Here is an 18,003-nt window from a genome sequence, read left to right on the forward strand (position 1 = left end):
CATGCCCATCGACCCGCTGAGCGGCCCCGACCGACGCGCCGCCAACGCCGCGCCCGAGGAACCGGACGGCCTCGCGCGGCGGCTGGTCCGCGCCCTCGTCTGCGCCGCCGTCGACCGGGCCCTGCCCGGTGTGCTGCTCTTCGACCTGGAACCGGAACTGATCGCCAGGGTGGCACAGGTCTTCACCCAGATCCTGACGGGCCCCGGAAAGCAGGCCGCCGCTCCGGTGGTGCTGGGAGCGGCCAGCCGTGACGAAGACCTGTGGACCCAACCGGAGCTGAGCCAGGCACCCGACGGCATCTCCTTCCGGCTACGGCTCGGACCACTCATCCAGGCGGACGGTCTCACCGGGCCACCGCCCCTGATAGTGGTGCCGGACCTGACCAGGCTGAGCGTCGCCGGAATGCGCGCGGCCGTCCAACTCCTGGGCGCCGACGTCGCCGTGGTCGAGCAGGCCGGGCTGCGCCATCGGGACAGGCCCCGAGCGCGCTGGCTGGCCGCCTGCCCCTCGGCCGACGCGGGCAGGCTCAGCGCCCATCTGCTGGACCGGTTCGCCATCCGGCTGCCCGCCGCCGGCCTGCGCCTGCCACCGGCAGACCGGCTCCTCGACACGGTGCCGCCCGCCTGGCTCACCGCCGCCGCCGTGGCAGCCTCGGGGCGCGGTGCCCCGGCCGCCACGGTCACCGACGAGGCCATCGTCCGCGTACGGGAACTCCTCGGCCCGGACACGAGCGTCCGCCGGGAGCTCGCGCTGGCGCGGCTGGCGCGCACCCTCGCCACGCTGCACGGCGAGCGCAGGGCCACGGCCCGGCACAGCGACGAGGCTGCCTGGCTCATGGGCCTGCAGAACTCGGCCGCAGCGCAGCCCGTCGAGCCCGGCTCCGGCCCGACCGGCTCTCCGCAGCCCACTCCGCGGCCCGGCCCCGGACCGGAGGACAGCCTTATCGCTCCGAGCCGGGCCGGCCAGGACGAGCGGCGACGCCCTGCGCCCGGCCGGCCGCTGCTGGAGACCGAGCCCGCCGAGGGAATCGGCAGCGACTCCGGTGGGGGCCCCGCCGCACTCGCCACCCCCTACCCCGAGGACGAGGCGGAAGGACCGGGCGACTTCGCGCCGCTGCGCAGCCCCTGGCAGCGCACGGCGGGACCGGCCTCGACGCGCGGTGTCGTCGTCGGGACACGACGGGTCAGGGACCTGCACGACCTCGCCTTCGTACGCACCGCGCGCGAGGCCGCCGTACACCAACGCGTCCGTCCCTTCGGGCGGTTCACGATCCTCTCCGACGACCTGCACCGCAACGTCCGTGCCGGAACCGCGGAGCGCCTGCTCGTGCTGGTGCTCGACCACACCTGCCGGGGCGACTGGGACTGGCAGGACGCCCTCACGCCCTTCCTGCAGTGGGCGTACACCGAACGGGCGGCGGCCCACCTGATCGAGGTCGGCAGCGCGGAGGCGGCCGACGAACTGAGGGCCGAGGTCTTCGTCGCCCGGGGCGTCAACCATCGCCGCGTCCTCGCCGCGTTGTACCGGCCCCCGGGCCGTGCCACTCCGCTCGCACACGGCATCGAGCAGGCCGGGCTGGCACTGCGCCAGGCCTTCCAGCAGCACGGGAACGGCCTGGTGGAGGCCTGGATGGTCGTCGTCACCGACGGCCGCGGCAACGTACCGCTGCGAGCCAGCCACACCGGACAGATCGGCGGTCCGGTGGGCGCCGAGGGCATCGAGGACACCTTCAAGGCCGCGGCGCACGTCAGCGCCATGGACAGGACACGGGTGCACGTCGCCGTCGTCGACGCGGCCCGGCAGCCGTACGGAGACCTGCCCTTCGCCCTGGCCGAGACACTCGGCGGCACCGTGATCGAAGGGCGTTCCGCCGAGCGCAGGGGAACCGACGGCGACGGGGGAGGCGGCACCCGTGACCGATGAGTCGCAGCGCGGGGCGCGCTGGCTGACGGGGGCCGGCTCCATGATGCGCCGTGCCGGCCTGCCCGGACTGAAGGTCGCGGCCCGCCGCGAACGCGCCTCCGCGCTCCATCTGAGCCACCCGCACGAGCCGCCTTCCGGTATCGGCGGGGGGACGGCCCGGCCCTACGACCGCCTGGACGACGGATTCGCCGTCCTCCAGGTCCTGCGTGCCGAGGAACCCGGCGTCCAGAACGCCTACAAGCTGGTCGGCCGGTGCGGCAACCTCGCAGTGACGTGCTCGGCCGGACCCACCCGCGTCAACGCGCCCGCCGTCGGCCTCGCGAACGCGCGGCGCAAGGGCGGCGCGTACCCCTCCGAGATCCTGCGCGGGATCCGGCTGTGGTCCGGCAACCAGGAGGAACTGGCCCACTGGATCAACCGGATTCGCGCCCGGCACGGTGACGAGCTGCGCCTCCTGGTGTGGGACGAAACCGGATACGAACTTCCCTGGGAGCTGTTCTGGGTGCCCGAGGCGGCTCAACACGGCCTGGAGAGCGGGCTGTTGGGTGCTCTGATCCGCATGGCCCGCTGGACGACCGTGCACGACACCCGCCAGGACCTGCCGCGCGAGAAAGGCGACTGCCGGGGCCGGGTCCTCGGCTACCTCCACAAGGACATGGCCGACGACGGTGGCGTGTTCGCGCCCTACGCGCACCATCTGCACTTGGAGATGACGCCCTTCCTGGAGGCACTCGACACCCCCGTCAACCGCACCGGTCTCGTCTACATGGGCTGCCACGGCACCTTCGGCGACAGCGTCTCGCATCTCTCGCTCGGCGAGCGGACCTGGGCCGAGTTCAACGCCGAGAGCATGCACGTCCTGCGCGCGGACGGTTCCCTGGTCTGCCTCAACGCATGCCACTCCGGGCGCTTCGTCGACAACAGCGGACAGGGTGAACAGGCGCTGCGCGGCTTCGCCGAACTCTTCCTGCGCAAGGGGGCCGGAGGCTGCATCGTCACCTCGGGCGAGGTCGGTGACGCGGAGGCCCGCATCCTGGTACGACGCCTGGTCCGCGAGATGGCGAGCCACCCGCAGAGCCCGGTATCGGAAACCCTGCGCTCCTTCCGGGCCCGCGCCGTCGAGGAGTTCGGCTCCCTGGCGGCCATCCCGAACACGCGCAACGATGACGGTCAGGTCGACCTGCTCGGCCAGAAACGGGTTCTACGGCTCCTGTACGCCTTCATGTTCCACTACTACGGGCATCCGCTCACCACGCTCCGGCTCACGGCGGGAGACCAGTGGAGCGCCTGGGGAGGGGATGCGTGGTGAACGGCGACGAGCGACCCCTGCTGATCGAGCCCGTCGTCGCCTGGCCGCGGCAGGCCGAGACGGACTGCGACTATCTCGTCACCGTCGACCTGCGTGGCCCGCTCCCCGCCGAAGGCGACACCTCGCCCGCCTGGCCCTATCCGGACGAGGAGTTCACCTTCACCGTCGCGCTCGACGGGGCCCCGCACTTCGTGTGCACGGCCCTCGACGAACCGAGCGTCGTTCTGCACCGCTTCGGCGGTACCTACGGGGCAGCCCGCTTCCGCGTGTCGACCGGCAGACAGACGGGAACCGCCGCGCTGTGGCTGACCGTCAGCAACGAGTGGGGTGTGCCCGTCCGCAAGGCCGAGCTGCGTTCCGAGATCCGCGAGCGCGAGCCGGGGCGGGCGCCTGCGGCGAGACTGGCGGCGGTGGTACGGGAACGGGCCTCCTCGGAGACATGGCTGCCGATTCCACCGACGCCTTCTTCGCGGACACCGGGACGCCCCGAGCGGGCGCCGGTCCCGGAGGAGCCGTACCACGGGAGCCCTCCGGAGCGGGTCGAGGCGCGCCCCCCGGCCCGGACGGGCAGGCAGACCCTCACGATCAGCTTCGCCGGCTTCAACCGAGCCTGGGCGGCCTGGATCGGGGACCGCCTGGAGCGGCGCGGTCATCGCGTCGTGTACCAGCGCTGGGATCTGCCGGACGGTGTCCGGCTGACCGAATCGCTGCGCGATCTCCTCCTGGCGCCCGGACCCGTGCTGCTGGTCATCAGCGACTGGTACATCGACGCACGATGGACCCACACCGAATGGAACGCGGCCCTGAACGAGGTCGTTCCCCCCAACGCCGAGCGTTTCGCGGCCGTGGTGGTGACGTCGTCGGCCCTTCCGTCCGCTGTCGCCACCCTCGCCGCTGCCGATCTGACCGACATCGGCGCCGACGAGGCGGAGCGGCGACTCCTGGACCGCCTGGGTCTGCCCGCCGACCACCTGCCGGAACCCGCTGCCGGTGCTCCCCGGGGTCCGCGCTTCCCACCGGCGAAGCCGGAGGTGTGGGGTGGTGTGCCGCGCCGCAACATCCGCTTCACGGGCCGCGAGCCGCTGCTGAACGACATCTACCACCTGCTGCAGGGCGCCGAGCCGGGCGCGGGCGTGGTGACGCTGCACGGCATGTCGGGTATGGGCAAGACGCAGCTCGCGGCCGAGTACGTGTACCGGTTCGGTTCCGAGTACGACGTGGTGTGGTGGGTGGCCGCCGAGAAGCGGGTCACCTACCGGCGCGGACTTGCCGAGCTGGCCTCGGAGCTGGGGCTGACGACGGGCGTGGAGTACGGCGAGCGGCTGCGTGCCGTACGGGACTCGTTGCGGCGCGGTGATCCGTACTTCCGTTGGCTGCTGGTCCTGGACGGCGCGGACGAGCCGGACCAGATCTGGGACCTCGTCCCGATCGGGCCCGGCCACGTGCTGATCACCTCCCGCAACCAGGAGTGGAGTGAGCACAACAGCAGGCTGCTCGAGGTGTCGTTCTACGAGCGAGCGGAGTCGGTGGCCTTCATCCGCCGCAGGGCGCCCCGCGTCACCGAGGCCGAGGCCGACCTGCTGGCCGAAGCGCTGGAGGACCTGCCCTTGCTGTTGGATCAGACCGCGGGGTGGCTGAACGACTCCGACCTGTCAGTGCGGGACTACATCACCCTTCTCGAAGACGGCATCGACGAGGAAATCGTCAAGGTGTCCGCCGACTTCCCGATCGCCTTCCGGACCGCCTGGTCGATCCTGCTGAACAAACTCCAGGACACCGTCCCGGAGTCCGTCGACCTGTTGCGCCTGTGCACCTTCTTCGCGCCCGGCTCCATCCCCGTACACCTGCTCAGAGAGACGCCGACCGACGGACTGCCGGAGCGTCTGGCCGGGCTGCTCACGGATCCGGCGCAGTGGAACAGGGCGCTGCACCTACTGCGCCAGTACTCCGTGGTGCGCTCGGAGGCCCACCAGGGGGAGGCCGCGGTCGAAATCCTCTACCTGCACCGCATGGTCCACCAGATCGTCCGCAAGGACATGCCCGACGAGGACCGCCGCGTCTTCATCGACGTGGTCCGCCGGGCCCTGGCCGCCGCCGACCCCGGCACACCCGCCGACACCAGGGTGTGGCACCGGTACGCCGAGATCGTCCCGCACCTGAAGTACGCGGACGTGCTGCGGAGCACCGACCCGGCCGTCCGCGCACTGGTTCTCAACTGCCTCCGGTACATGTACCTCTCGGGCGAGTACGGTGCGGGCGTCCGGTTCGCAGAACGAGCAGTGCCCGTCTGGCAGGAACTCCTGGGTACCCACGACGAACTCGTGTGGGATCTCGGCCATCACTACGCCAACCTGCTCCGGGCCTGCGGCGACTACCGGCACAGCGAGGCCGTCAGCCGGGCCGCGCTCGAGCAGCAACGCGACGTGCACGGCCCCGGGCATCCCGGGTATCTGCGCGCCGCGGGCAGCCTCGCCGCCGACCTGCGGGCGCTCGCCCGCCACGAGGAGGCACTGGCTCTCTCCCAGGAGGTCTTGGCCGGCTATACGGAACTCCTCGGCGAGGAGGATCGCCGCACCCTGGCGGCCTGCAACAACATGGCCGTCTCGCTGCGGCTGCTCGGCCGCTACGAGGAAGCCCTCGACATCGACCGGCGAACGCTCGAAGACCGTCGCCGGATCCTGGGCCACCGTGAGGTCTGGACGCTCTACTCGGAGATCTTCTTCGCGACCGACCTGCGCCTGCTGGGCCGCTACGCGGAGGCCGAATCGCTTCAGAAGGCAAGCACCCGGCTGCACGGCCTGGTCCTTGGCCGTGACCATCCGCAGACCCTCCACGCCGAGTACAACCTGGCACAGTGCCGCTACCAGGCCGGCGAATACGAGGCGGCGCACGCGCAGTTCGCAGGGGTCCTCGCACGAGGTGAACGTGTGCTCGGCGAGCACGATCCCCGCACGCTGATGTTCGCGGTCGGCAACGGCTGCTTCGCCCGCGAGCACGGCGACATCGACGAGGCCCGCGAGATCGGTGAGTCCGTCGTCGCCCGCTACGAGCGGCTGCTGGGCGAGGCGCACCCCTACGCGGCCGGCGTCCGGGCCAACCACGCCCTGGTCCTGCGCGACGTCGGAGAGCGGGACCAGGCGCACGCCCTTGCCGACCGGGCCCTCGCCGACATGACCGCGGCAGTGGGCGGGAACCACCCCTGGACTCTGGGCTGTGCCATCAACGCCGCCGCGCTGCGCAACCTCGTCGGCGATCCCGAGTCGGCCGCCGCGCTCGCCCGCGACACGGTTGCCCGCGCCACCGACACACTGGGCCGCACCCATCCGCTGACGCTGTCCGCCCGCGTCGCCCTCGCCGCGGACCTCCGCGCACTGAGAGACCGTCAACAGGCCGCGAAGACCGAGGAGGAGGCGCTGGCCGACCTGGCGGCCACACTGGGCGCCCGGCACGTCCACACCGTCTCGGCCCGGTCTCGCAACCGCCCCCACTGGGACTTCGAACCCCTGACCACGTGATCCACACACGCCGGAGGCCCGGCCCCTCGAAAGGGAACCGGGCCTCCGCCGTAGTACAGAACCGCGCCCGAGACCTACGCCTCGAACACCTCCCGAACCAACTGCTCCTGCTCCGCCTGGTGCCGCTTCGCCGACCCCACGGCGGGCGACGAGCCGGCCGGGCGGGAGATGCGGCGCAGGCGCTCGCCGTGCGGGATGTCGGCGCCGACCGCGAGGTCCAGGTGGTCGATCAGGTTGAGGGCGATGAAGGGCCAGGCGCCCTGGTTCGCCGGTTCTTCCTGGGCCCACAGGTACTTCTCGGCGTTCGGGTACTTGGCGATCTCCGCCTGGAGCTCGGCACCCGGGAGGGGGTACAGGCGCTCGATGCGGATGATGGCCGTGTCCGTGCTGCCGCGCTTCTTACGCTCGGCCTCGAGGTCGTAGTAGAGCTTGCCGGCGCAGAAGACGACCTTGCGGACCGCCGCGGCGTCGACGGTGTCGTCGCCGATGACGGGGCGGAAGCCGCCCGTGGTGAACTCCTCCGCCTTCGACGCGGCGGCCTTGAGGCGCAGCATCGACTTCGGGGTGAAGACCACCAGTGGCTTGTGGTGCGGGTTGTGCACCTGCCACCGCAGGAGGTGGAAGTAGTTCGACGGGAGCGTCGGCTGGGCGACCGTCATGTTGTTCTGGGCGCACAGCTGGAGGAAGCGCTCGATGCGGGCCGAGGAGTGGTCCGGGCCCTGGCCCTCGTAGCCGTGCGGGAGGAGCAGGGTGACGCCGGACGTCTGGCCCCACTTCTGCTCCGCCGCCGAGATGTACTCGTCGACGACCGTCTGCGCGCCGTTGACGAAGTCGCCGAACTGCGCCTCCCACATCACCAGGGACTCGGGACGGGCCAGCGAGTAGCCGTACTCGAAGCCCATGACCGCGTACTCGGAGAGCAGGGAGTCGTAGACGTTGTAGCGCGCCTGGTCGTCCGAGAGGTACTGGAGCGGGGTGAAGTCCTCGCCGGTGACCCGGTCGATCAGCACCGCGTGGCGCTGGCCGAAGGTGCCGCGGCGGGAGTCCTGGCCGGAGAGGCGGACAGGGGTGCCTTCGAGGAGCAGCGAGCCGATGGCGAGCGTCTCGCCCATGCCCCAGTCGATCGTGGCGTCCTCGATCATCGCCGCCCGGCGCTGCAACTGCGGGAGCAGGCGCGGGTGGACGGTGACGTGGTCGGGGATGTTGACCTGGGACTCGGCGATGCGCTTCACGACCTCCTGGGAGATCGCGGTCGTCACGGCCACCGGGAACTCGGGCTGAGCCTCCGGGACATGAGCCTCGGGCGCCTGCGAGATGGCCTCGCGGACCTCGGTGAAGACCTTCTCCAGCTGGCCCTGGAAGTCCTGCAGGGCCTGCTCGGCCTCTTCCAGGGTGATGTCGCCGCGACCGATGAGGGACTCGGTGTACAGCTTGCGCACCGAGCGCTTCTTGTCGATCAGGTCGTACATCAGGGGCTGCGTGAACGCCGGGTTGTCGGACTCGTTGTGGCCCCGACGGCGGTAGCAGATCAGGTCGATGACGACGTCCTTGTTGAACGCCTGGCGGAACTCGAAGGCCAGGCGGGCGACGCGGACGACGGCCTCGGGGTCGTCGCCGTTCACGTGGAAGATCGGCGCCTCGATCATGCGGGCCACGTCCGTGGCGTACATGGAGGAGCGCGACGACTCCGGGGCGGCGGTGAAGCCGACCTGGTTGTTGATGACGATGTGGACCGTGCCGCCCGTGCGGTAGCCGCGCAGCTGCGACATGTTGAGCGTCTCGGCGACCACACCCTGGCCCGCGAAGGCTGCGTCACCGTGCAGGGCGACGGGCAGGACCGTGAAGTCCGTGCCGCCCTTGTTGATGATGTCCTGCTTGGCGCGGGCGATGCCCTCGATGATCGGGTCGACCGTCTCCAGGTGGGACGGGTTCGCGGCAAGGGAGACCTTGATCTGCTCGCCGTCGAGACCGGTGAAGGTGCCGTCGGCGCCCAGGTGGTACTTCACGTCGCCGGAGCCGTGCATCGACTTCGGGTCGAGGTTGCCCTCGAACTCGCGGAAGATCTGCGCGTACGACTTGCCGACGATGTTCGCCAGGACGTTCAGCCGGCCGCGGTGGGCCATGCCGATGACGACCTCGTCGAGGCGCGACTCGGCGGCCGAGTCGATGACCGCGTCGAGCAGCGGGATGACGGACTCGCCGCCCTCAAGGGAGAAGCGCTTCTGGCCGACGTACTTCGTCTGCAGGAAGGTCTCGAAGGCCTCCGCCGCGTTCAGCCGGCGCAGGATCCGCAGCTGCTCCTCACGCTCCGGCTTGGAGTGCGAGCGCTCGATGCGGTCCTGGATCCACTTGCGCTGCTTCGGGTCCTGGATGTGCATGAACTCGACGCCGGTGGTGCGGCAGTACGAGTCGCGCAGCACGCCGAGGATGTCGCGCAGCTTCATCAGGGACTTGCCGGCGAAGCCGCCGACCGCGAACTCGCGCTCCAGGTCCCAGAGGGTGAGCCCGTGCTCGGTGATGTCCAGGTCGGGGTGCTTGCGCTGGCGGTACTCCAGCGGGTCGGTGTCGGCCATGACGTGGCCGCGGACCCGGTAGGAGTGGATCAGCTCGAAGACGCGGGCGGCCTTCGTGACGTCGTCGTCGTGCGAGGCGTCGATGTCCTTGAGCCAGCGGACCGGCTCGTAGGGGATGCGCAGGGCCTCGAAGACCTCGTCGAAGAAGCCGTTCTCGCCGAGGAGGAGGTTGGCGACGATCCGCAGGAACTCGCCGGAGGCGGCGCCCTGGATGACCCGGTGGTCGTAGGTCGACGTGAGCGTCATGACCTTCGAGATGCCGAGCTTGTTCAGGGTGTCCTGGGAGGTGCCCTGGAACTCCGCCGGGTAGTCCATGGAGCCGACGCCCATGATGACCGACTGTCCGGGCATCAGACGCGGGACCGAGTGGACGGTGCCGAGGCCGCCGGGGTTGGTCAGCGAGACCGTGACACCGGTGAAGTCGTCCATCGTCAGCTTGCCGTCGCGGGCGCGGCGGACGATGTCCTCGTAGGCCTGCCAGAACTCGAAGAAGTTCAGCGTCTCGGCCTTCTTGATGCCCGCGACGACCAGCTGGCGGTCGCCGTTGGGCTTCACCAGGTCGATGGCGAGGCCGAAGTTGACGTGCTCCGGCTTGACCAGGGTCGGCTTGCCGTCCTTCTCCGTGAAGGAGTAGTTCATCGACGGCATGGCCTTGATGGCCTGCACCATCGCGTAGCCGATGAGGTGGGTGAAGGAGATCTTCCCGCCCCGGGCGCGCTTCAGGTGGTTGTTGATGACGATGCGGTTGTCGAAGAGCAGCTTCACCGGGACGGCGCGCACGGACGTGGCCGTGGGCACCTCGACCGAGGCGTTCATGTTCTTCGCGACCGCGGCGGCGGGGCCGCGCAGCGTCACGTACTCGGGACCGGCCGGAGCCTGGGTCGCGGGCGCGGCCGTCGCGGCGGCCGGCTTGGCGGCGGCCGGAGCGGCCTTCACCGGGGCCGGAGCAGCGGCGGCGGGCTTCACGGGCGCCGGCGCCGGAGCAGCCGCCGGAGCGGGCGCCGGAACGGCCGGAGCCGGCGGAGCCGCCTGGGCGGGAGCCGCAGGCGCTGCGGGAGCGGCCGGAGCCGCTGCAGTGGTTGCTGCGGCCCCCGCGGCCGCAGTACCCGCCGGAGCCGAGGCGACAGCGGCGCCCGGCTTGTAGTCGGCGAAGAAGTCCCACCAGGCTCGGTCTACCGAATTCGGGTCCTGGAGGTACTGCTGATAGATCTCGTCGACGAGCCACTCATTGGGGCCGAACGCTGCTGCCGGGTTCTTCCCGGCGGCCTGCTCTTCGGTCGAGATGCTCGAGTTACTGGGGGACTGTGGCGACACGGCGGCAACCGCCCTCTTCCGCTTCTCACAAGGTGATGGACAGCGGGAATCAAGGCTACGCCCCCCTGGCCGGGAAGTTCAGGCCGGGCCGGTGCATCGTCGTGTAAGTCACACCGGAAAGTGTGTTTCGGGGGTGGAAATGGCGGGAAACAAGCGTGGTTCCGGTCTGGAATGGGCACGCCCGGACACGCGGATCCTAGGCCGCGGCACGACTCACGCGGACCTCTGCCTGATCACACGCGTCCGTCGGTGACGGACGCCGGTGGATCTTGTGGCTCCGGTTCGAACTTTACGTCAACTTGGCAGATATGGAAGACCCGGAAGGACGACCTGGATCCGGCAGCCCCGCTGGGATTCGGCCACACCGATGCGGCCGCCGTGCAGGTCGACGGCCCAGCGGGCGATGGCCAGGCCGAGACCCGTACCGCCGTCGCTGCCCGGACCGTGCGGTGAGGGGACCCCGCCGCGGTTGAACCGCTCGAAGACGCGGTGCCACTCCGACTTCGGAATGCCGGGCCCCTCGTCCAGGATCTCCAGGGCGAGGGACTCCGGGTGGTCGCCCCGTCTGGCCTTGACGGTCACCCGGCCGTGCGGCGGGCTGTGCTTGACCGCGTTGTCGATGAGGTTGGCGACGACCTGGTGGATCCGCTCGGGGTCCGCGTGCGCGGTCAGCTCGGGCGGGGACACGTCCAGGTGCAGATGGACGTCCGTGCGCGTGTGGCTGCCGGAGCCCGAGGCGATGCCCGCGCGCGCCGAGGAGACCATGTTGGCCTCCTTCAGGACGCCGGACAGGTACGGCCACACCTCGAAGCGGCGCTGGCGCAGTGGTACGACGCCGTTGTCCAGCCTGGACAGGTCGAGCAGCGTCTCCACGAGCCGTCCGAGACGCTCCGTCTGCTTCAGAGCCGTCCGCATGGTCTCGGGGTCGGCGGCGGAGACGCCGTCCACGACGTTCTCCAGGACCGCGCGGAGCCCCGCGATGGGGGTACGGAGCTCGTGGGAGACGTTCGCCACGAGTTCCTTGCGCTGGCGGTCCTGGGCCTCCAGCTCGTCGGCCATCAGGTTGATCGTCAGGGCCAGGTCGCCCAGCTCGTCCCGGCGGTCGTCGCGCACGCGGCGCGTGTAGTCGCCGTGCGAGATGGACCGGGCGACGGCGTTCATCTCGTCGAGCGGGGCCGTGAGCGAATGGGCCACGAACTGCGTAATCAGCAGTGTGGCGATCATCGAGAAGACCGTGATGAAGCGGAGCTCCGTCTTGGTGTGCACCGCGATCATCGACAGACCGGTGGTGATCAGCACCGAGATGACGACCAGCGCACCCAGTTTGGTCTTGATCGAGAAGGGCCGCAGACCACTCCAGGGGCTCGGGTGCTCGCCGAATCCCGGGTTCGCGCTCCGCTGCTCCCCGAACCCGGGTCCCGTGACCTCGCGCTTCCCGAACCCGGGTCTTGCGGCGTCGCGCTCCCCGAACCCCTTCATCACATCAGCCCCCAAAATGAAGATCCCGGCAGAGCCCCGGCTCAGGGAGTCGGGGTCTCCAGGGCATAGCCCACGCCGTGGACCGTACGGATCCGCTCGGCGCCGATCTTCCGGCGCAGTGCCTTGATGTGGCTGTCCACGGTCCGCGTCCCGGACGCGTCCGCCCAGTCCCAGACCTCGGCGAGCAGCTGCTCACGCGAGAGTACGGCCCGCGGGGTGTTCGCGAGGCACACCAGGAGGTCGAACTCGGTGGGCGTGAGATGCACGTCCTCCGAGCGCACCCGAACCCGGCGCTGCGCGTGGTCGATCTCCAGCTCGCCGAGCCTGAGGATCCCGCTGCGGGGCGTCGAGGCGGCCACGACGGCACGCTCCACCCGGCGCAGCAGGACATGCACGCGGGCGGCCAGCTCGCGCATGGAGAACGGTTTCGTCATGTAGTCGTCGGCGCCGACGCCCAGACCGACCAGCATGTCGGTCTCGTCGTCGCGCGCGGTGAGCATCAGCACCGGCACCGGGCGCTGGGCCTGCACGCGGCGGCAGACCTCCAGCCCGTCGAAGCCGGGCAGCATGATGTCGAGGATCAGCAGATCGGGCTGCCAGGCCTCGGCGGTGTCGACGGCGGCAGGGCCGTCGCCCGCGGTTTGCACCAGGAATCCCTCGGCACGCAGACGTGCCGCGATGGCGTCGACGATCGTCGGGTCGTCCTCGACGACCAGGACCCGTCGTTGAGCGCCGGGCGTCGCCGCCGCGCCGTTGTGGGAGGTGTGTGTCTGCTCCATCGCCCGCCCCTGAGGTGTGCTTTCCGGAATCCGTGGGGTGATCCCATGACTGCGCCTGACGCTTGAATGATCCGCGTCAGGTGAGCAGAGTACGGGCAGTCACCATGCCTCGGCTATCCAGGCCCGACAGCGAGATGTACGACGTCCGGAACGCCCCGGGCAACCGGGATCTCTTCGGTACGCACCCGCTTGAACCCGGCATTCCGGAGGGTTCCTTCAAATTCCGGAGAGGGTTGCGCCGACCATACCGCGAGTACCCCGCCGGGCCTCAACACCCTTGCGCAGCTTGCGATTCCGGCCTCCGAGTAGAGGCTTTCGTTGCCCTCAGTGACCGTCCAGGCGGGCCCGTTGTCGATGTCCAGGCACAGCGCGTCGTATGTGTCGCAGATCTCATTGACGTAGGCGAGCAGATCAGCTTGGACGATCTCCGTACGGGGGTCGGCGAGCGCCTCGGCGGACAGCGCGGCCAGTGGTCCGCCCAGGTGCCAGTCGATGACCGCGGGTTCGCGCTCCACGACGGTGATGCGCCCCCAGCGCGGATCCGCGGCCGCGTGTGCCAGCGAGAACCCGACGCCGAGGCCGCCGATCAGCACACTCGGCTCCGCCCGCCCGTCCAGCGCGCCGTACGCGGCGTCGACGAGCAGCCGCTCGGAGCGGCCGTCGGAAGTGTCCATCAGAAAGCACCCGTTGGAGATGATCTGCAACAGCGAACCGTGGCGCCGCAGCACGACCTCGCCGTACGGGCCTTCGCGACGGTCGATGACCACGGGGATGTCGTACGAGGCAGTCATGGCTCCCATCCTGGCAGTTCCGCCAGGACGGGCAGCCGAATTACCCGGGGCCCGGCCCCCCACGGTCCGGGCCCCGGGTGTCGCGGGGCGGAATCAGGCGCCCCGCGGTCCTGGGGGCGAGCGGCCCTAGAGCTCCAGCCCGTGCCCGTACGCGAACACCGGGTCCTCGGTGTCGTTGGGCACGTCGGGGCGGGACGCCTCAACCGCCGCCATCGAGCGGGGGAGTTCGAAGGGGAGCCGGCCCTCGGCACGGGCGCGTCCGAAGGCGACGTCGAGGAGTGCCGTGTCGCTCGCGCCGAAGTCGGCGACCAATGCGGCCGCCTTCTCGGCCATCTCGGGGAGGACGGCGGGCCGTTCGAGGTTGACGCACACCAACGTGGGCGTCGTGTCCAGGAGTCGGAGGATGTCCTTCAGTTCGTCCTGCGGGAAGGCGAGCGAGCCGGAGTGGAAGAAGGACTCGAAGACGCCGGGCCGCTGCTCGTGCGGGGTGCGCAGGCGCAGGATCGCGAGGTCCGCGTCGACGGGGTCGGCGACGACATTGCCGTACGCGGAGGCCACCTGCTCGGAGACGCCCTGCACATACAGGTCGGGGCGGCCGGTCAGCGGCAGCAGGGAGCGGTTGGTCAGGACGGTGAGCGAGCGACGCTGGGCGGCCTCGCCGAGCGCGGAGAACTCACGTGCGCCGACGACTTCCTCGGCCCGGTCGGGGTCGACGTAGGGGTTCTCGAAGAGGCCGAGCACGAACTTCTCGCGCATAAGTCGACGTACCGACTCGTCTATACGTGCCTCGGTGATCCGGCCCGAGCGGACCAGCTCCACGATCACCTCGGGGCACTGCTCGCCGCCGAACTGGTCGGAGCCCGCGTCCAGCGCCTTCGCCGCGCGCTCGGCGACGGTCAGGTGCTCGACGCCCCAGGCGCGGGCCGGGAACATCTCGCCGAGGATCGACGCGTCGCTGAGCAGTCCCCAGTCGGTGCAGATGACGCCCTGGAAGCCGAGACGCTCGCGCAACAGGCCGGTCAGGACGTCGCGGTTGAAGCCGAAGCCGACCTCCTCCCAGTCCGTGCCGACGGGCTGGCCGTAGTACGGCATCATCTGCGAGCACCCGGCCTCGACGGCCGCCTTGAAGGGCGCCAGGTGGTAGTCCCGCAGCCCGCCCGGGTAGACCTGCTCCTTGCCGTGCGCGAAGTGCGGGTCCTCGCCGTCCTTCTGCGGGCCGCCGCCGGGGAAGTGCTTGACCATGGCGGCGACGGACTCGGGACCGAGGACCGGGCCCTGCAGACCGCGTACGTACGCTCGTACGAGCTCGCTCGTGGTGTCGGCGGACGAGCCGAAGGTGCCGGACTGGCGGGACCAGCGCGGCTCGGTGGCCAGGTCGATCTGCGGGTGCAGCGCGACCCGGAAACCCACCGCCAGATACTCGCGGCGTACGGTGTCGCCGAACTTCTCCACCAGCTCCGGGTCGCCGATCGCGGCCAGGCCCAGCGGCTCGGGCCAGGCCGAGAAGGCGCCGGAGTTGAAGGAGGCGCCCGGGTTGTCGGTGAAGGCGTGGCGCGGGTCGGTGGACAGGGTGACCGGGATACCCAGGCGGGTGTTCGCGGCCAGCTCCTGGAGCCGGTTGACCCACTCGGCCGTCTCCCGCACGCCGTGCTGGCCGAGCAGGTTGAAGTGGCTCAGGCGCAGGCCCTCGACCAGGTCGGTGGTGCTGTGGTCGACGAACGGGTTGGCCGTCGTGTCGGTGACGAGGGTCCCGTCCGGGTTCATCGTCAGCATCGCGTGGAAGAGCTGGCCCGCCTTCTCCTCCAGGGTCATGCGGTTCAGGAGGTCCTCGACGCGCTCGTCGACGGGCCGGTTCGGATCGCGGTACGTGGGGGTCGTCATCCTCATCTGCCTTGCGTACGTAGGGATTTCTGGAGGGACTGACTTACTTGACCGAGCGGATGAACTGGACGGCGAAGGCGCCCAGCATGGCGGCGACCGCGCCGAACAGGAACAGCGCGCCGTAGTTGCCGCTGCCGCCGCCGATCGCGAGGAGGCCCGGGGCGACGATGGGGACGAGGGACTGGGGGAGGGCGTTGCCGATGTTGAGGACGCCCATGTCCTTGGCGGACTCGTCGGGATTCGGGAGGATCGCGGCGGCGAGCGCCATGTCGACAGAGAGATAGAGGCCGTTGCCGACACCGAAGACGACCAGGGCGGCGACGTACATCCCGAAGGACTCGGCGGAGGCGATCATCGCCAGACTGACGGCCATGACGAGTGAGGCGCCGAGCACGTACGGCTTGCGGCGGCCGGACCTGTCGGAGAGCTGGCCGCCGAGGAGCGAGCCCACCGCGGTGGCGGCGACCATGACGAGGGTGCCGACGAGGACCTTGCCGGTGACCTGGTCGTCGTCGTAACCGAGGCGGTCCATCAGGAAGTACACCTGGTAGCTGGTGACGCAGGCGGCGCCGGTGTAGACGAGGAAGCGGCCGGCGAAGTTCCACGCGAAGTCAGGGTGCCTGCGCGGGTCGACCCAGAAGCTGCGCAGGAACTCCTTGGCGCTGTAAGGCTCGAAGGCGCCGGCACGGGCCGGGCGGTCCTTCATCACGGCGGCTAGGGTGGCGACGGCGGCGAGGCCGATGACGCCGGGGACCAGGAAGGCGAGGGCCATCGAGCCGCTGAACGCCTGGGCCAGCGCCGAGCCCCCGATCATCGACAGCGATGTCGTGATGCCGCAGATCGCGGAGACCCGGGCCTGCTGGCGCGGCGGGATCAGGTCCGGGACGCAGGAGGTCAGCGCGGCCAGAGCGGCGTTGATGCCGAGCTGCGCGAGCGCCCAGCCGAGCATCAGCGTCAGCACGCTGCCGCCGAGCGCCACCACCAGGAGGCCGGCGATCCCGGCGGCCATGCCGCCGATCAGCCAGGGGCGGCGGCGGCCGAAACGGCTGGTGGTGCGGTCGGAGAGGGCTCCGAAGACCGGGTTGCCGAGCATCGCGAGCAGCGCGCCGACGGACAGCACCTGGCTGAGGGCTGCGCCGCGGTCCGCCTCCGGCACGATCTGGCTGACCCGCAGGGCGAGGGTCACCATCACGGGGGTGAGGACGGCGAGGTAGGCGCCGAACTGGGCGAGGGCGAGGGCGGCGACCAGCTTGGCGGGGGCGTTCGCGGGGGCCTCGGGGGAAGGCGCGTCCTGCGAGGGGAACTCGGGCGAGCGGGCACCGAGCGAGGCGTCGGGAGTGACGGCCATGGCGGCTCTCCATGGGGACGAGGGCGGCTTCTTTGCCGCACCGGCGCCCATAGGGAAACATCAAAACCGAGTGGGTAGTAGGTTTTTCTCGTGTGGCCAGAATCACGCTGCACGTGGCTTGAATTAAGAGGTTGGTGGCACGTGTAACCGGCGGTCAGGGACGGGCGGAGCGGCAGTCTGTGCGGCGGCTATGGTGGCGGGCATGGTGCAGAACCAGAGGCCGAGCCAGGGGTCTGGCCAGGGGGCCAGCAAGAGCCAGGGGTCGAGGCCGGGCCAGGGGTCCAGCCAGGGTCAGGGGTCGAGGTCGAGCCCGAGCCAGAGGTCGAAGGGGCGTGCGGTGCCGGAGGCGAAGGGGTCTGCGGTGCCGGGAGAGAAGGGACCTGCGGTGTCGGAAGGCAAGGCCCCGGCCTCCGCTCGGGGCACGTACGCAGTGGGCGACGAACGCCGGCTGCGCATCCTCGACGCCGCCGTCGAGCACTTCGCGCAATGGGGCTTCCACGCCTCCTCCCTGGCCCGGATCGCGAAGGACGTCGGCATCACCCAGGGCGGGCTGCTGCACCACTTCCGCAGCAAGGAGGACCTGCTCGTCTCGGTACTGCGGCGCAGCGAGGAGCACGACGCCGAGAAGTACTTCGCCGTCGAGGCCCACTCGGCCGCCGAGTTCTTCGCGGCGCTGGTGGAACTCGCCGAGTACAACAGCAGGCGCCCCGGCCGTACCAAGATGTTCAACGTCCTGCTCGCCGAGGCGGGCGATCCGGGGCACCCCGCCCACGCGTTCTTCGTGAAGCGGTACGCCGAGCTCGTCGAGCTCACCTCGGACGCGATCCACCAGGCCGTCGGGACCGGCGAACTGAAGCCCGGCACCGACGGGGTGGCGCTGGCCCAGGAGTTCGCCGCGGTCATGGACGGCATCCAGCTGCAGTGGGCCCTCGACCCCCAGGGCGTCGACATGGGCGCCCGCCTGCGGACGTATCTGGACCGGCTGCTGCGCTCGATCACCTCCTCCGGCGCGGGGCTGCCCGCCGAACCGGCCTGACGCGACGCCGTTCGCGTGGCGCCGGTCATAGGGAGAGGGAGAGGGGCCGAGCGG

10 protein-coding genes are annotated in these 18,003 nt (G+C 70.6%); 4 read left to right on the forward strand and 6 right to left on the reverse strand.

Going from position 1 to position 18,003, the window contains the following annotated elements; all coding sequences use genetic code 11:
• Window position 1 precedes the first annotated feature (1 nt).
• The 3 genes from OG219_RS32365 (at window position 2) to fxsT (ending at window position 6,748) form a co-directional block, all read left to right on the forward strand.
• Window positions 2-1,924: a magnesium chelatase gene (locus OG219_RS32365; RefSeq protein ID WP_266832482.1), complete on the forward strand. Its 1,923-nt coding sequence runs from the start codon at window positions 2-4 to the stop codon at window positions 1,922-1,924.
• Window positions 1,914-3,233, forward strand: a complete 1,320-nt coding sequence (locus OG219_RS32370) for a CHAT domain-containing protein (RefSeq protein WP_266832484.1) — start codon at window positions 1,914-1,916, stop codon at window positions 3,231-3,233. The genes OG219_RS32365 and OG219_RS32370 overlap by 11 nt, the downstream gene beginning before the upstream one ends.
• A gap of 584 nt (window positions 3,234-3,817) precedes the next feature.
• A complete protein-coding gene (gene fxsT, locus OG219_RS32375) occupies window positions 3,818-6,748 on the forward strand; it encodes an FxSxx-COOH system tetratricopeptide repeat protein (protein ID WP_266836307.1) in 2,931 nt (976 codons plus the stop codon).
• Window positions 6,749-6,822: 74 nt separating this feature from the next.
• Here fxsT and OG219_RS32380 read toward each other — a convergent pair whose 3' ends face one another.
• The 6 genes from OG219_RS32380 to OG219_RS32405 form a co-directional block, all read right to left on the reverse strand.
• Window positions 6,823-10,635, reverse strand: coding sequence for a multifunctional oxoglutarate decarboxylase/oxoglutarate dehydrogenase thiamine pyrophosphate-binding subunit/dihydrolipoyllysine-residue succinyltransferase subunit (locus OG219_RS32380; RefSeq protein WP_266832486.1), 3,813 nt, complete (start codon window positions 10,633-10,635; stop codon window positions 6,823-6,825).
• A gap of 294 nt (window positions 10,636-10,929) precedes the next feature.
• Window positions 10,930-12,114, reverse strand: a complete 1,185-nt coding sequence (locus OG219_RS32385; RefSeq protein WP_266832488.1) for a HAMP domain-containing sensor histidine kinase — start codon at window positions 12,112-12,114, stop codon at window positions 10,930-10,932.
• 41 nt (window positions 12,115-12,155) lie between these two features.
• Entirely contained in the window at window positions 12,156-12,893 is a 738-nt protein-coding gene (locus OG219_RS32390) for a response regulator transcription factor (protein WP_266832490.1), read from the reverse strand.
• A 113-nt stretch (window positions 12,894-13,006) separates the two neighbouring features.
• Window positions 13,007-13,684, reverse strand: coding sequence for a spermidine synthase (locus tag OG219_RS32395; protein WP_266832492.1), 678 nt, complete (start codon window positions 13,682-13,684; stop codon window positions 13,007-13,009).
• Window positions 13,685-13,810: 126 nt separating this feature from the next.
• Window positions 13,811-15,565, reverse strand: a complete 1,755-nt coding sequence (locus OG219_RS32400; RefSeq protein WP_266832494.1) for a glycoside hydrolase family 3 protein — start codon at window positions 15,563-15,565, stop codon at window positions 13,811-13,813.
• 43 nt (window positions 15,566-15,608) lie between these two features.
• Window positions 15,609-16,913, reverse strand: a complete 1,305-nt coding sequence (locus OG219_RS32405) for an MFS transporter (protein WP_266832496.1) — start codon at window positions 16,911-16,913, stop codon at window positions 15,609-15,611.
• Between the two features lie 385 nt (window positions 16,914-17,298).
• Here OG219_RS32405 and OG219_RS32410 point away from each other — a divergent pair, with 385 nt between their 5' ends.
• Window positions 17,299-17,949, forward strand: a complete 651-nt coding sequence (locus tag OG219_RS32410) for a TetR/AcrR family transcriptional regulator (protein ID WP_266832498.1) — start codon at window positions 17,299-17,301, stop codon at window positions 17,947-17,949.
• Window positions 17,950-18,003: the final 54 nt, after the last annotated feature.

This window comes from Streptomyces sp. NBC_00038 (genome assembly GCF_026343635.1).
Classification (GTDB): domain Bacteria; phylum Actinomycetota; class Actinomycetes; order Streptomycetales; family Streptomycetaceae; genus Streptomyces.

Coding starts and splice junctions, on each gene's coding strand:
- OG219_RS32365 (WP_266832482.1), top strand. CDS start 2: ATGCCCATCGACCCGCTGAGCGGCCCCGACCGACGCGCCGCCAACGCC.
- OG219_RS32385 (WP_266832488.1), bottom strand. CDS start 12,114: ATGAAGGGGTTCGGGGAGCGCGACGCCGCAAGACCCGGGTTCGGGAAG.
- OG219_RS32390 (WP_266832490.1), bottom strand. CDS start 12,893: ATGGAGCAGACACACACCTCCCACAACGGCGCGGCGGCGACGCCCGGC.
- OG219_RS32395 (WP_266832492.1), bottom strand. CDS start 13,684: ATGACTGCCTCGTACGACATCCCCGTGGTCATCGACCGTCGCGAAGGC.
- OG219_RS32400 (WP_266832494.1), bottom strand. CDS start 15,565: ATGACGACCCCCACGTACCGCGATCCGAACCGGCCCGTCGACGAGCGC.
- OG219_RS32405 (WP_266832496.1), bottom strand. CDS start 16,913: ATGGCCGTCACTCCCGACGCCTCGCTCGGTGCCCGCTCGCCCGAGTTC.